This is a genomic window from Streptomyces sp. NPDC058257 (genome assembly GCF_042881845.1).
Classification (GTDB): Bacteria; Actinomycetota; Actinomycetes; order Streptomycetales; family Streptomycetaceae; genus Streptomyces.
Window position 1 is genome coordinate 324,039 of the sequence record NZ_JBHVXJ010000002.1, and the last position, 14,907, is coordinate 338,945.

Sequence of the window (14,907 nt, forward strand, 5' to 3'; positions counted from 1 at the left end):
CGGACTGCACGGTGACCACCCTGATCGAGCTGCAAGGCGGCAGGTCGCAGTGGGACAAGGCCATGCGGCGGCTACGGGAGCTGGGCTGGACGTGCCACGAGCTCAGCCCGAAGGAACGACGCACAGCCCGCCGGGCGTTCGACTCCAACGTCAATCTCAGCGAGTTCTGGTGGGTGGAGGTACCGATCAGGGGCTCCACCTGGCGTGCCGACCGCGAAGCAGCCTGGCAGATTACGGAGTTGAGCCGGTCGGTACAGACTGTGATCTACGGTCGGCTGTTCCGGCGTGACGAGTTCGATCGCGTCCTCGAGCCCGAGTGGCAGGTGCACTCGACAGAACACGAACCCGAAGGCACCGTCGCACCGGGCTTCCGTCGGCTTTGGCGAACAGTCACGCGCTGGTACGCGACTCGCACTGGGCTCCTCGACGTCCGCGTGCGCATCCATGCGAGCAAGGACGCCGCCCGACACCTGGCCCGGCATCTGCGCACGGACGGACCCCGAGCGGACCTCGACGTGCGGCCGCTCGACGGACGGGGGCGCACCGGAACCATCCATCATCGGGAGGACGCCCTCAACAGGGCTCTGGCGCTCTTCGGCGGGCCACTGCTCGCTATGGCCCTCTTCCTGTCAACAGCTCAGCATTTGATACCCGTTGCGGCCGTAGTGTGCTGGTTCCTCGCTGTCGTCTGTGCCGTCCCAGCCTGGTGGACGGCGTTCGCCCTGCCCTTGGCTCGCTCTCGGCTCCACTGTCTGGTTATCTGCGCCATTGCGACCCTCGCAGTGGCCGTCTACACGCTGGGCGTCCCTGGACTCTTCGACGGCGTCGACTCCCGTTACGCCTGGGTGACGGCAGCAATCGGCTTCTACGTGACCGGTCTGATCCTGCTGGGGCGCCGCTGGCGATGGCAGGTACTGGCCGCCACGGTGCTTCCCCTGCTCGCCACACTGCTCGTCGCGGCTCTGCCCTTCACCGGCAGGATCCTGCAGGACGGCTACGCGGACGAGCTGTCCCTATCACCGGAAGAGACGGCGGTCAGCGGGGCATACCAGCTCGCCGCGGCGGTGAGACTGCTGTGGCCCACCCTCGCGGCGATCCTCTTCGTAGCAGCCGCTTGGGGCGTCCTGCGCTACTTCCACTTCATACGGCCGCGGAGCGTCTTCGCTGGCACCCTGGCCGCAGTCTTCCTCACCCTTGGCCTGCTCACAGCCGCCGAGTGGACCTTCGCGTCACCGCAGCACGCGGCCGACAAGCTGAAGCGAGCAGCCTCTCATCATACCAAGGCCCCACCGTATTTCGGCATCTCAGCAGACTGGGTCTGCGTCCGTCCCACAGTCTCGGCCGACACCCTGAACGAGCAGGGTGGAGCGCTTATACCACGCACCCCCTACCTTTCGTTCGGCGTCGCCGAAGGCAACGTGGTCCTGTGGAACGCCGCAGCCGACCGCCCACTGCGTGTTCCGGCCGGACAGGTGAAGCTGCTTCCTGCCGGGAACCCCGGGCTCTCTTGCGTCACATGATTGGACGACACAGTCGGCAGAGAACCGAGCAAACTTGCTTGCGCTACGCAGCTCGGAACCAAGGCTTCGAGAGCACGGCACCCCTCGCTGGGAGATTTCTGGGAGATGATCTTCGGTCAGAGACCAACCGGAACCTCGCCGTGCCACTTCAGACCAACCACCTGACCTGCACTTTTACAAGATCCGCAGGTGTCGATCTTGCCCGAACCTCATTCGGGACGAAGAGGTCGTGGGTTCAAATCCCGCCACCCCGACAGCTGAAACACCAGGTCGGCAGCCTACTCACGTTGAGTAGGCTGCCGATCTGTTTCGTGTGCGTGTCTATCTGCGTGACTACCGCTTCGGAGCGCGCCTGAAGATGCCATCCATGACCACCGCGCCGGTCTGGATCACGGGCCGGATCTGCTTCCGAAAGACCTCCTCGGTCACGGCTGTCCCGGAGTGGCCAACGAGGCGGGAGATCTCCTCCAGGGGCACGCCACTGTCGGAGAGCAGCGAGACGAAGCTGTGGACAACAGCAACATCAACGAACCGACCACGTAGGAACAGCAGATCCGCCCAACATTCCAGCGGCGAGGAATGAGTTACAACTTTCTCTACTGGTTCAAGCACCCGGCGCCGCTCCTGCCGTCGGCCCGCTCCGCCCCGGCTGCGCCTACGCCCGCCCACACACGGATAGGGCCGAGGCCAATCAGCGATCACACGCCGCAACGGCCCAGGGAGAAGGCAATGCCTCCGGCGGGGGCGCTCTGACTCTGGGATGGAGGGGGCGCCGTACGCGACTGCGGGCCCATCGTGGCGAGCGTTAGGGGCTTCCATCCCGTCCACCATCGACCCAGGCATAGCCGAGCAGACGCGGCCCATGGCGTCCAGGTCGTTCGTACAGTGGCGCGCTTCACCTGGACGCCATGAACCACGCCCGCTCCACGGTGTGTGGGTCGGCGGCGGACGGGATGGAAGCAGGGGTGAGTGGTGGGTGAGGAATCATGCCGCGTTCGCCTGGCGTCTCGTCAGTTCTGTCGAGTACCCAAGGCTCGCGTGCGGTACGCTCAAACGTCAGTCGCATCACGCGAACACCAACAGCCGTACAGCGTCGCAAGTTTCCCGACTCGCGCTGACGCTGCACGGCTATGGCTCTAGGAGCTCTCTTGTCTGACGTTGAAGCGTCACGGACTCAAGTTCCGCGACATGTAGCTACAGAGAACCCCTGCTGTGTAGCTACACACTATCGGGAGGGCCATGGCATTGCAATGCCATTGCCAATACCCCTTGACAAGCCAGTCGACAAGCCAGTCGGCGACGGCAAGTCGCACCACAACGCATCCCGGATCGCAACCACGGCACAGGTCGTCCAACTGATCAAGGAGATCACGGTACTGATCTTGGCGATCGCCCCCTGGGTAATCACCAAGCTGTAGGCGTGCCTCAGACGTGCCCCATACAGCGGGCAGTGACGGGGAACCATGCGGACGATGGAGCATAACCGCAGGTGAACGCATCCCCAGCTCGCCGGGCATCCGCATACGCGATCTTCCAAACTGGTGCCTCAGGCCCCGGCAGTAGCTTTGACTTGGTCGTTGAGGCTCCGTTGGCCACGTGGGTGCGCTAAGGTCCGGCACGGAGCTGTGCTGAGCTCGGCATTGCCGAGTCTCGCTCTGTCCCTCTTCGCAGCCGTTATCTGCAAGGTCCTGGCATCAAAGTTGAGTAACAACGACCAGGGCATGGAGACGAACGACGAGGAGAACCGTATGGCTGATGTATCGAAGTTGAGCAGGATGAAGCAGGTGGCTAGCGCTGTTTGTGACGTACTGGGAGACCTTACAGTCGGGTTCGCGGGTGGGGCAGTGTCGAGCTGAGCACAGCTCCGTTGTCGTACAGCAGAGAAGTACAGCAACCGCAGCAACTGACTATGGCCATCAGTCAGCGTGAGAGACCGAACAGGGGCCTCCATGACCCACGTTGACCGATCTATCTAGAGCTACGGATCAGAAGGTCGTGCATCCCTTGAGGCGGTCCAGCCACAGGCCGAGCCGTCTCAGTTTCCGTCTCATTCAGCACCGTTCACGGCCGTTCAGACGGGACCGAAGCCTGTAGCTACTTCCGCGACCGACCGCCTATGAACGCAGGTGAACGGCCCTGTACGCGGCCCGGCGAGGCACCCCCACAGTTGGAAAGCGTGCCCCTGCCGTCGGCACGGGACGGGGGCGCGGTCGGCTCTGGCAGGTCATCCGCTGGCCATCGACGAAGCCCGACCGTCGGTTAGGTCCCGGACGATTCTCCGGGCCGCCCCCAGACAGGCCGGGGATGCAACCATTCTCTTCAGAGCTGGAACCCCCGGAAGCCGACCGCGCGCTTGAGACCCTAAAGGTCGGCACTGACAACGGCTGTGTGTCGGACTGGCTGTTGAGCGGTGAGTGCCTAACTGCGTGACAACGCCGACGGACAGCGGCGGACAAGCGCGGACGCCTGCGGACTATCAGCGCAGGTGAGGAGCACGGCAACCCAAGGCAACACCCCCACCCCAGTTGCGTTCGGGACAAAGAGGTCGTGGGTTCAAATCCCGCCACCCCGACAGCTGAAACACCAAGTCAGGCCCGGTTTCCAGAAATGGAAACCGGGCCTGACTCATTCTCTGAGGCCTGGGGAGTAAGCGGGGAGTGGATCAAGGAAATCCACTCCCCGGCGCTTGAGCCTCCAGCGCCCTTGCCCAGAGGAGGAGCCGCTCAGCTTCAGCTCCGCACTCGGGCCAACACCGGAGATCCACGGCAGGAGAGCATGCCCTGCATTGGCATGCTCTCCACTCGGCATAGACAACTGCCTCCGGCCAGAGCTGTTACGAGTTTCTCTACCTCATCGAGATTGTCGTCGCCGTCGCCGTCGCCGAGTACATCGACTGGTTAAGCCTGCGACGCCTCCGGCGAGCCGGACCCACGAACCCCTCCAGGAAAACCAGCCAACTGACTCTCCACGTAACCCGGGGCTCGACACCCCGACGAGGCTCGGTCTTCAGCGGGCGGTGCGGCGGCCTCGGAGGCGTGCGCGTCCCGCCACGAGCAGCAGCAGCAAGCTGTAGTACTGCAGCACGGGTACGGCGAGGGCCAAGGCGAAGGCGACGACCAGCGCTATGACGTTGAGGTAGCTCTCGGTGTACGAGTCCTCGATCCTCCGCCGGGTTTCTGGACCGTCCCCCTCATCAAGCAGCCCCGGAGAGGACTTCAGGATCCTCAGCATCGCCCACCGGCACACCATGCTGGCCAGGAGGACCGCGTAGTAGAAGGACGCCACGAACCGGTCGCGGCCGAAGGCGCCGATCATCTCCGTCGGGAGGGGAAGCACGACGACGCTCAGCAGCCACCCCATGTTCCATACCGTCATGGAACGGGGGACCTTTGCGATCGACGAGAAGGTCCGGTGGTGCTCCCCCCAGATATTCGCGATGACCGCGAAGCTGAGCAAGAAGCTCCAGATCTGGTTCACATGACCAGTGATCACCTCGCTGGCGCCCTCGTGGGCTGATGCGACCTCCGGGACGAGATCCACCAGCGGCAGGACCAGCAGGGTGATGGAGATCGCGGTCACGGCGTCTGTGAAGAGCACCAAGCGCTCCCCGGAGGCGCCCGACTCGATCCTGTCCGGAGTCGAAGGCGGAGCCGACTGCCCTGCCGGGTCCGGGCCTCTTGTCTCGGTCTTGTCGACGCCGTCGCTGGCACCCATACCTCGCACCTCTCCCTGCCCGGTCTAACGCGTTCTGCCGCCGCTCCCTGGAGCGGAATTACTGGATATTAGCTCTAGTTAATCAGAGCGAGGCTCCAGTCCGAGGGTGGAGGGTCCGCGAGGTGAAGCCCCGCCCGTCCCCCGGACGGCGGGGCGAAGGGAACGGGAGCAGCGTGAACGGAACAGCGGTGGTGATCGGCGGGAGTGTGGCAGGGCTGCTCGCCGCGTGCGCCCTGCACGATCAGTTCGAGCGTGTCGTGCTGATCGGGCGGGACCGTCTCCCGCAGGAGCCCGAGCCCCGCCGGGATGTTCCGCAGGGGCGCCAGCTGCACGCTCTTCTCGGGCGTGGCCTGGACGCCGTGGAGGCGCTGCTGCCCGGCTTTCGCGGTGGTCTCCGCGCCGCGGGCGCCATGCCGTTCGACGTGGTGCAGGACCTCTGCATCTGCATGGACGGCCGGCTGATGGCCAACGCGCCCTCAGGATAATCAACTTCGGTGTCAGCAGTACGCTTCGGACCACTCAGAGAGCGCACACAAAGTCGCCACCGACCTGCTGCTGGCGCGGCTCGCGGGCGACGCGGTGGCTCGCTGCATAGGCCACCCCCTGCCCAAACAGACCAGCGTGCGGGCCGACGTCGTCTACGTGACGCGGCGTTACCGGACACCTCCGGGTGCCCCCACACCCGCACGGGTGATGGCCCATCCCCACCCGGACAATCCACGGAGCGGGGTCATCACCCACGAAGAAAACGGCGTGTCGATGGGCGCGCCGGTGGCGAGGAGCTCGGTGATGTCGGGGGAGCGGCTTGGAGCGGCTTTGAGCGGCTTTGAGCGGCTAAGGACGCTCGACGCCCAAGGCTTCGACGCACCGGTCGAGAAGCCATTCCTGCGCCCGCTCGTACTCCCAGTCATTGTCGTCGTGCAGGGTGAAATAGCCGCTGTATCCGAAATAGAACCACAGCACGTCGTCGATGAACCGCGCACCACCCGGCACGCCGAGACCGTCAAGGTGCTCGGCGACCTTCCTGATCGTGCCGCGGTAGCGACCCGTGGACGCTTCCAGTTCTTGCGCGATCTGCGGATGGCTCGGAGCCGTCGCCAGCAGGATGCGCATCGTGTCCCCGTGCTGCTCCCGCACCGCGCGGCTGGCCTGCGCAACATAACGTACGACTTCGAAAGGAACGTTGAGCGTCGGGAGCGCTCGCAAACTCTCGCCCAGCACGCTCGAGTCCGCCCATCGTTTGGCCAGCTCGGTGATCATCCCCTGTTTTCCTCCGGCAACCGCGTACACGGTGGCCGGAGAAAGGTCCGCGAGCTTGGCGATGTCCTGGACCGTGGTGGCGAAATACCCTCGTTCCACGAAGAGGCGCCTGGCTGCATCGATAATGGCCTCGTGCGTTATTGCCGCATGCTGAGCTCGCCGCTGTTGTGAGGGCCGTTCCATGGGACAGACGGTACATCCACCGACCCGGTGTTCCGAGACGAGGAACCTCCGCCCCACTCAACGAGCCGACCCGCACCACGGCACCCGGCAGGAAAGGGGATTCGCACTGGCCCAGGGCGGTTGCGGGTTCCGTCGTATCGCGGCTGGTCGGGTGATCGCCAACTTGAGGCACGCGTGCGGGACGTCGAGCGACAGACCAGTGGCGCAGTCCTTGTTCCACACCTCGCCGCGTCGCCGCCCAGGTCGTCGGGCAGGTCGTCGGGCAGGTCGTCAGCACACTCTCGCCGCCCTGCGGAAGCGGGGTATCGAGTGTCCGGGCCGCCAGGCGCGTGCGCGGTACACATATCCTGCCGGTCGGAAGAGCGATCCCAGCTAGAACAAATGACCGCTCAGCGCGGGCCCCGCCTGTACCTCGGCCACCGGGACGCTGTGCGCGACCCGCGCTGTCGTTCACCACGGTGCTGCCGACCTCGCCGATCGGGCCTCCCCTCGTATGCTCCGCGGCATGCCGGGCCGTCCATTCGCGGGCCAGTTGCTCGAAGGACGCAACGGCCGCTGCGGATCCCCGCCGGACACCCGCCGGACAGGTGAAGCTCCTTCCCGTCGGGACAACGGGCCATGCCAAGGGCCGGCCACGGGCGCCGCGGTGCCCTCACGGTGCTTCCGGGGCCCCGGGAGCGCAGACCGGGAGCGAGCCGAAGTGGGCCCGAAGTGGGCCGAAGTGAGCCGTGTTCACCGCGTAGCCACCTTCGCACAACTCTTCGTACCCCTCATGAGTCACATCCCCAGAAGGCCTCACCCCTCTCGATTCCCTCTCGCGATTCCCTCTCTCATTTCCCCCCTCGATCAAGGGAGTTCCACCGTGCGTGCACGTACCCTGGCCGCCACCGCCGCCGTAGCGGCGCTCACAGCCGCAGGTCTGACCCTGCCGCTCGCCGGGAGCGCCGCGGCTGTCACGACGACTCCGCGGTTCGACTTCAACGGTGACGGATACGCGGACATCGCGGTCGGCATGCCGAACGCCACCGTGGACGGCAAGGCCAAGGCCGGCTACGTCAGCGTGATCTATGGCGGGCCGCAGAGCCCGAATCAGTCCTCCGGCGTCATCAGCCAGGCCGAGGCGGGCATACCCGGTACGCCCGAGGCGGGCGACCGGTTCGGCTCCTCCGTGGCGCCCGTCGACGTGAACGGCGACGGCGTCTTCGAGCTCGTCGTCGGCGCGAGCGGCGAGACGCTCAACTCCGAGCAGTTCGGCAGCGAGGGCACCATCACCGTCCTGGACGGCTCGGAGTGGAACGTCAAGGGCACCACCGTGGCCAGGGGCACGTCCGAGTTCAGCGGCATCGGCGGCACCATCGCCACGGGCGACTACGACGGCGACGGCGACACCGACCTCGTATACGGCGAGAACAGCGAGGAGCGCGGGTCGCTCCGGTTCCGCCCGGGGCCGCTCACCGCCGACCCGGTGGCCACCACCACCCTGCGCAGCTACGGCATGGGCGGCAGAACGAGCGACCTGGCCACCGGCGACTTCGACGGCGACGGCCGGGACGACCTCGCCACCACCTGGAAGGGCATGGAGGACTCCAGCACCTTCATCACGCGCTGGGACGACCAGGCCAAGCCCGCCCAGTGGTGGGCCGACGCCGACCGCGGCAGCGCGCTCGCCGCCGCCGACTTCGACCGTGACGGCACGGACGACCTCGCGGTCGGCCTCGTACAGCCCAACCCGGAGTCGGAGACCACGCATTGCGAGAACCGGCTCGGCGGTGCGGTGCTCCTGCTCAAGGGCTCGAAGACCGCGTCCTTCGGCACCGAGAACGAGTGCGTCACGCAGTCCAACCCGGATGTCGGCGGCGCCGCCGAGGAGGGCGACGACTTCGGCGCCGCGCTGGCCGCCGGTGATCTGAACGGCGACAGCCGCCCGGAACTCGTGGTCGGCGTGCCCGGCGAGGACGTGGGCACCGTGAAGGACGCGGGCGGCTACGTCACCATGAACGGTACGGAGCACGGCCTCCACGGCGGTCTGGCCCGCAGCCAGAGCACCCCGAACATGCCCGGCACGGCCGAGGCCGGTGACCGCTTCGGCGCCCAGGTGGCCGTCGGCGACTACAACCGCGACGGGCTGTGGGACACCGCTGTGAGCGCGCCCGGGGAGAACGCCGGTGAGACCAGGTCGGGCGGCGTCTGGTTCGCTCCGAGCAGCACAGAGGAGACCTACCCGCTGGGCAAGTCGCTGACCCCGTTCGGCTTCGCGCTGCCCCACGGCGCCATCAAGTACGGCGAGGTGCTGGGGCTCTAGGCATCCGCTTGTCCCCTCGCCCGCTCATGACGGCTCGGCGCCGCGGGAGTTCTGGAAGTCCCCGGCCCCCGGCTACGACGTGGCCACCGGCTACCACATGGCCACCGGCTACGACGTGGCCGCGGGCGACTTCGACGGCGACAGCGTGGACGACTCGCTGAGACTCCTGCGACGCGGGCACTGAGACTCCGGTGACGGATCCTCCGGTGCTGAGAGAGGTGACGGGCCCGGTACTGGGAGATCAGTACCGGGCCTGATTAACGAGCCCGACTATCAGGCCCGATTAACAGGCCTGCTTAACGGGCCTGATTCCCTTTGCCGGAGCCCAGCAGCTTGTGGGAGCCCTGCAGCTTGTGGGAGCCCTGCAGCAGTTGGGCCACCAGCAGGACGCCTCCCGCCGCCGCCCCCACCGCCAGGAACCCGCCGGAAGAACGCCAGGACAGCACCGACCACCGTGACTGCGCGGAGAACAACGAGCCCGTGCTCAGCCACGACCCCGTTGAGATCAGCGACAAGGAAGAACCGATCGAGCCGGCCGACAGGGCGCTTCCGATCGAGCCGATCGACAACGCCGAACCGACGGACCCCACGGACAGCACCGAACCCACTGAGCCGATCGACAACACAGAGTCCTGTGACCACAACGACAGGACCGAACCGGTGGAAGTACTACGGGCCGATGGGACCGACCGGACCGACCGGACCGACCAGACCGATCGGACCAACCGGACCGACGACCGTGCGGACAGTTTTGTCATGAGGCCATCCTGCCCGCCGGTCACTGTGCGGCGGGAGCTCTTCACGCTCCACGTCGTTTCGGCGCCGGTCCCTCCCCTGTGGGGACCGGTGCCGAACGACGTGGGCGGCTTCGTCCCGTGCCGTATCGGCCTATCGGCGCGGGTCGAGTACGGATCTACGGGCCGGATCCACAGGCAAGGCGGATACGGTCCGGATGTGCTCGGTGGAAACCAGTCGAGGTTCTGCGGCGTCAGAGGTCACCCCTGCGGGTAGCACGAGCTGGTGACCTGGTCTGACGCTGCGCGATTGGTTCGCTACCGCTTCGTGATCCTGTCAGCCTGGGCCCCGGACGGGGAGGTACTGCCTCTGTCCGGACGCCTTAACCGCAGGTCAGCCGTATAAAGTGAGTTTTCCGGTCCGGATATACAGGTGCGGAGGAGTAAGGGGTGGACGCCTTGAGTTCCGACTCAGGGGCTCGTACAGCCTTCGCGGAACGTCTCGCGCTGCTGTACAAGGAAGCAGGCAACCCTCCCCTCCAACGCGTGGCCGAGGCGGTCGTCCGGCATCAGCGGGTCGACGAACGAGGGCGGACCGTCCGGGTGTCCGCCCAGCGGATCAGCGACTGGCGGCGGGCGAGGAACGTGCCTGCCCAGTTCGCTGTCCTCGCAGCGGTACTTCATGTCCTGATACCCGAAGCACGTCGCGAACGGCCCGCGCCGGTGTCCACGGGTCTGTACGACATCGCCCAGTGGCAGCTCCTGTGGGAGCGCGCGGTGGCCGACCCGGTCAGTGGTCGCGTCGCCGCCCCGACATCCCCAGCAGGGGGAGGCGCGGGCGAGGAGCTTCCGGGTGACGCTCCAGCAGCCGTCACCAGTGTGTGTCCCTACCGCGGGCTTGCTTCGTACCGCCAGGAGGACTCCCGGTGGTTCTTCGGGCGCGACCGCAGCACGGATGCCCTCGTCGCCCAGCTTCGCGCCGCCGAGAAGACGGGTGGCCTCGTCATGCTCGTGGGCGCGTCGGGGGCGGGGAAGTCCTCCCTCCTGAACGCCGGCCTGGTGCCCACGCTGCAGAACGGTGAACTGGGAGACGAGAACGGGAACGCGGGCCCGGTACTGCAACTCGTACCGGGAAGCGATCCTCTCGCGGAGCTCACCCGCCACATACCCGAGCTCGCGCACGCCATCTCCCTCCTGGAGGACACGGCCGCGCAGGAGCACGGTGCTCCGCGATTCGCGGAGGCCGTGCGGGAGTCCGTCGCCGCGTGGGCGCGGCGCGAGACCTCGTCCGCCGCCCGCCCGGTCGTCATCGTGGATCAGTTCGAGGAGACGTTCACCCTCTCCTCCGACGATACGAGCAGGCGCACTTTCATTCAGGTCCTCCAGGCCGCCTGCTCTCCCATCGACGCCGGTGGCCCGGTCGACGCCGGTGGCCCGGCTCCCGCACTCGTGGTCCTCGGCATACGCGCCGACTTCTACGAGCAGTGCCTCGCGCATCCCGAACTCGCCGACGCCCTGCAGCACCGGCACATGGTGCTCGGGCCGCTGACCACGCAGGAGCTGCGCGACGCGGTGACAGGACCCGCCAAGGCCGTGGGGCTCGAACTCGAACCGGGGCTCGTGGAACTGATCGTCCGGGAAGTGAGTACGGACGGGCCCCGCGGCGCGCACGACGCCGGAGTGCTGCCTCTCCTCTCCCACGCCCTGCTCGCCACGTGGCAGCGGCGGAAGACGGGCCGGCTGACGCTGGCCGGCTACCGCGCGGCGGGCGGGATCCAGGGAGCCGTCGCGGCGAGCGCCGAACGCGCCTGGTCCGGCCTCGACCCGGCGGCACGCACGGCCGCCAGGCTGCTCCTCCTCAGGCTGGTCAGACTCGGCGAGGACACCCAGACCACCCGTAGGCGCGGGACGCGGCGCAAACTGGCGGAGGAGTCGAGCGACCCCGGCAAGACGGAGGAATCGCTCGAAGCGCTGGTCCGCGCCCGTCTTGTGACCCTCGACGCGGAGGCCGTGGAGATCACGCATGAGGCGCTGCTCCACGCCTGGCCCCGGCTGCGCGACTGGATCGACGAGGACAGGAACGACAACCTCCTGCGCCAACGCCTGGAGGAGGACGGCAGGACCTGGGAGGACTCCGGCCGCGATACGTCGCTGCTCTACCGGGGCTCCCGACTCGAACAGGCCCGTGCCTGGACGAAGACCGCCGGCGGCACCTTTCTGACCAGAGGTGCGGTGGAGTTCGTGGCCGCGTCCGCCAGACTCCGTCGGCGTACGGTCCTGATCACCCGGGGCGCGGTGGCGGCTCTGGTCGTGCTTGCCATGGTGGCCGTCGTATCGGCGGTGGTCGCGTGGCGGCAGCGGGACGACGCCGTGTTCCAGCAGGTGGTCGCCGAGGCCGATCGCGCCCAGCACACGGACCCGTCCCTCTCCGCTCAGCTGGATCTGGTGGCACACAATCTGCGGCCGGAGGACGCGGGCGCGAAGAACCGCCTGCTCTCGATCGTGAACGCACCGCTGGCCACCCCGCTCCTGGGCCACAAGGGCGCCGTCTACCTCACCTCCTTCAGCCCCAACGGAGGGCTCCTGGCCACCGCCAGCTACGACAGGACCGTACGGCTGTGGAACGTATCGGACCCGTCGCGCCCCAAGCCCCTGGGCAAACCCCTCACCGGACATACGAGTTGGGTCAGCAGCGCGGTCTTCAGTCCGGACGGCGACACCCTCGCCACCGGATCGGACGACGGCACGGTCCGGCTCTGGGACGTCCGGGATCCCGGCCACCCGCGCCCGCTGGGTTCGCCCATGGACCCTCACGGCGGCGCGATCTACCTGGTCGCCTTCAGCCCGGACGGGCGGACGCTGGCCTCCGCCCATGACGATCACCACGTGCGGCTGTGGAATGTGCGGAACCCGAGGCGGCCGAAGGCACTCGGTGCCTTGTCCGGCCACACCGCCGCCGTGCGCTCCGTGGCCTTCAGCCCCGACGGACGGACGCTGGCGTCCGGTGGCGACAGCGGCAAGATCAGACTGTGGAACGTGGTCGACCCGCGTCGCCCCAAGCCGATCGCGAAGGTGCTGAGCGGCCATACCGGCACGGTGCACTCCGTGGCCTTCAGCCCCGACGGCCGCACGCTCGCCAGCGGCAGCAGGGACAACACCATCCGGCTCTGGAACGTGACCGACCCACGCCATGGGAAATCGCTCGGCGGTGCGCTCACCGGCCACACCGGCGCCGTGTGGTCCGTGACCTTCAACCCCGCCGGAACCATGCTCGCGGCCGCCAGCGCGGACGGTACGGCGAGCCTGTGGAACGTCCGTGATCCGGCGCACTCTTCGCAGGTCGGCGAGCCTCTCGCGGGCAGCAGCGGAGAGATGTACGCCCTCGGCTTCAGCCCCGACGGGCGGACTCTCGCCACGGGGAGCGGCGACAACAAGGTCCGCCTGTGGTCGATACCGACGTCCGACATGATCGGCCAGATCGGTGCGTTCCGCCCCGACGGGAAGGTGCTCGCCACGGCCGCGCGCGACGAGCAGGTACGGCTGTGGAACGTGGAGCACCCCAACAAGCCCGTGTCGCTGAGCAAACCGTTCAAACCCTGGGACGGGGACGTGCGTTCACCGGTGTTCTCCCCCGACGGCGACACACTCGCGGTCCTTACGGGCAGCCGCGCGGTGCAGCTGTGGAACGTCGCCGACCCGGCCAGGCCCGTCCCCTACGGGCCGCCCGTCGCGCTGCGGACGCGTTTCGCGGCCGCGCTGGCCTTCAGCCCGGACGGGAACACCCTCGCCACCGCCCACACCGACCGCACCATCCAGCTGTGGGACGTCAGCAAGCCCTCTCGCCTCCGACCGCTCGGTAAGCCGCTCACCGGCCACAAGGGCTACGTCAACGCCCTCTCCTTCAGCACCGACGGCCGCACGCTCGCCAGCGGCAGCGCGGACAGCACCATCCGGCTCTGGAACGTGGCCGACCGGCGCCACGCCACCCGCCTCGGTACGCCTCTCACGGGGCACCTGGGCCCCATCAACACGCTCGACCACAGCCAGGACGGCCGCACGCTCGCCAGCGGCAGCGACGACGGCACGGTCCGGCTCTGGGACATCACCGACCCGCTCAAGGCGAAGCAGCTCGGCAACTCCCTCACGGGGCACACCGACGCGGTGATGTCACTGACGTTCAGCCGGGACGGCCACACCCTGGCGAGTGGCGGCAACGACAACACGGTCCGCCTCTGGGACATCGCCCAGCCCTCCAAGGCCGCTCCCATCGGTCAGTCGATGAGCCCCAACTCCAAGACGGGCGGTTTCCTGTCGTTCAGCCCCCAGGGCCAGATGCTCGGAGTTTCCAGCGGTACGGATACCGTCCGGCTTTGGAACTTGGACACGGACGAGGCGATTCGCCGCATCTGCTCAACCACTCGGGACGTACTGACACGGGAAAAGTGGGACGAGTATCTGCCCCGCCTCTCGTACGCGCCGCCTTGCGACGAGTAGGCAAGTCGCCGAGTAGGCGAGTCGCCGAGTAGGCGAGTCGCCGAGTAGGCGAGTCGCCGGGTGGCCGAGTAGGCAAGTCGTCGGGTGGCCGAGTAGGCAGGTGGCGGGTGGCCGAGTAGGCAGGTGGCGGGTAGGCGGTATATGGGCAGGCGAGTGGCGGTTCGCGGCCTCTCCCCCACGAATCATGCCGCGTGATCCCGGTCACAACTCCGCATTTCAGTTCGAGAGTTGCTCCCCTCTACACGCGGAGCCTTGTTACGGTTGGCCACAGCCCGATCGCTGGTGCATCCCCCGTCGCCAGCGGTCGGGCATTTTCATGATCCGGCCCAGCGGTGGCATCTCGATAGGTCGCTCGATGGTGGCTCGGTGGCTGCTCGGCGCGCTGCTCGGTGGCTGCTCGGCGCGCTGCCGTGAGCCCATTGCCCAAGAGGCGTTCAGTGCCTGATCGAGGCATCCAGTGCCACGCTGCTTTCAGGGCGACGGGACAGGAAGTTGAAATTGAGGCAATAGGCCACTTCCCCTTCCCCGGCGGTCGGTGAACTATCCACGGGCCAACTGGGTGGTAGGGCCATGCTTCTTGAAGGGCGGGTCTCGCATTTCGCAGATCAGGCCCGCTCGCTTGTTTTCGAACCGGGCCCGATTACACCTCGGTCGTATGGTGTGCACTCGCGTGGTGCGCCGCTCGTATGGTGTGTCACCC

General features: G+C 67.3%; 8 protein-coding genes and 1 pseudogene. 5 read left to right on the forward strand and 4 right to left on the reverse strand.

Annotated features, from left to right (window positions below; translation table 11 throughout):
- Nucleotides 1-62: 62 nt before the first annotated feature.
- A complete protein-coding gene (locus ACFVXC_RS06835; RefSeq protein ID WP_389902209.1) occupies nucleotides 63-1,520 on the forward strand; it encodes a hypothetical protein in 1,458 nt (485 codons plus the stop codon).
- Between the two features lie 333 nt (nucleotides 1,521-1,853).
- On the opposite strand, the pseudogene ACFVXC_RS06840 reads toward ACFVXC_RS06835, so the two are convergent.
- Nucleotides 1,854-2,030, reverse strand: a pseudogene (locus tag ACFVXC_RS06840) (site-specific integrase); the annotation flags it as partial.
- A gap of 2,496 nt (nucleotides 2,031-4,526) precedes the next feature.
- Nucleotides 4,527-5,234, reverse strand: a complete 708-nt coding sequence (locus ACFVXC_RS06845; protein WP_389902210.1) for a TMEM175 family protein — start codon at nucleotides 5,232-5,234, stop codon at nucleotides 4,527-4,529.
- A 173-nt stretch (nucleotides 5,235-5,407) separates the two neighbouring features.
- On the opposite strand from ACFVXC_RS06845, the gene ACFVXC_RS06850 reads away from it, so the two are divergent.
- Nucleotides 5,408-5,719, forward strand: a complete 312-nt coding sequence (locus tag ACFVXC_RS06850) for a hypothetical protein (RefSeq protein ID WP_389902212.1) — start codon at nucleotides 5,408-5,410, stop codon at nucleotides 5,717-5,719.
- Nucleotides 5,720-6,068: 349 nt separating this feature from the next.
- Here ACFVXC_RS06850 and ACFVXC_RS06855 read toward each other — a convergent pair whose 3' ends face one another.
- On the reverse strand, nucleotides 6,069-6,677 hold the full coding sequence (locus tag ACFVXC_RS06855; RefSeq protein WP_389902214.1) for a TetR/AcrR family transcriptional regulator: 609 nt from the start codon (nucleotides 6,675-6,677) through the stop codon (nucleotides 6,069-6,071).
- A gap of 862 nt (nucleotides 6,678-7,539) precedes the next feature.
- Here ACFVXC_RS06855 and ACFVXC_RS06860 point away from each other — a divergent pair.
- The gene (locus tag ACFVXC_RS06860) at nucleotides 7,540-8,979 is read left to right on the forward strand and encodes an FG-GAP and VCBS repeat-containing protein (RefSeq protein ID WP_389902216.1); all 1,440 of its coding nucleotides are present in this window, start codon (nucleotides 7,540-7,542) and stop codon (nucleotides 8,977-8,979) included.
- A 296-nt stretch (nucleotides 8,980-9,275) separates the two neighbouring features.
- Here the strand turns inward: ACFVXC_RS06860 and ACFVXC_RS06865 are convergent, their stop codons facing one another.
- Nucleotides 9,276-9,578 (reverse strand): hypothetical protein, encoded by a 303-nt coding sequence (locus ACFVXC_RS06865; protein ID WP_389902999.1) that lies wholly within the window; start codon nucleotides 9,576-9,578, stop codon nucleotides 9,276-9,278.
- On the opposite strand from ACFVXC_RS06865, the gene ACFVXC_RS06870 reads away from it, so the two are divergent.
- Nucleotides 9,460-9,990 (forward strand): hypothetical protein, encoded by a 531-nt coding sequence (locus ACFVXC_RS06870; RefSeq protein WP_389903057.1) that lies wholly within the window; start codon nucleotides 9,460-9,462, stop codon nucleotides 9,988-9,990. The genes ACFVXC_RS06865 and ACFVXC_RS06870 overlap by 119 nt on opposite strands.
- Nucleotides 9,991-10,163: 173 nt before the next feature.
- Entirely contained in the window at nucleotides 10,164-14,207 is a 4,044-nt protein-coding gene (locus ACFVXC_RS06875) for a hypothetical protein (RefSeq protein WP_389902219.1), read from the forward strand.
- Nucleotides 14,208-14,907: the final 700 nt, after the last annotated feature.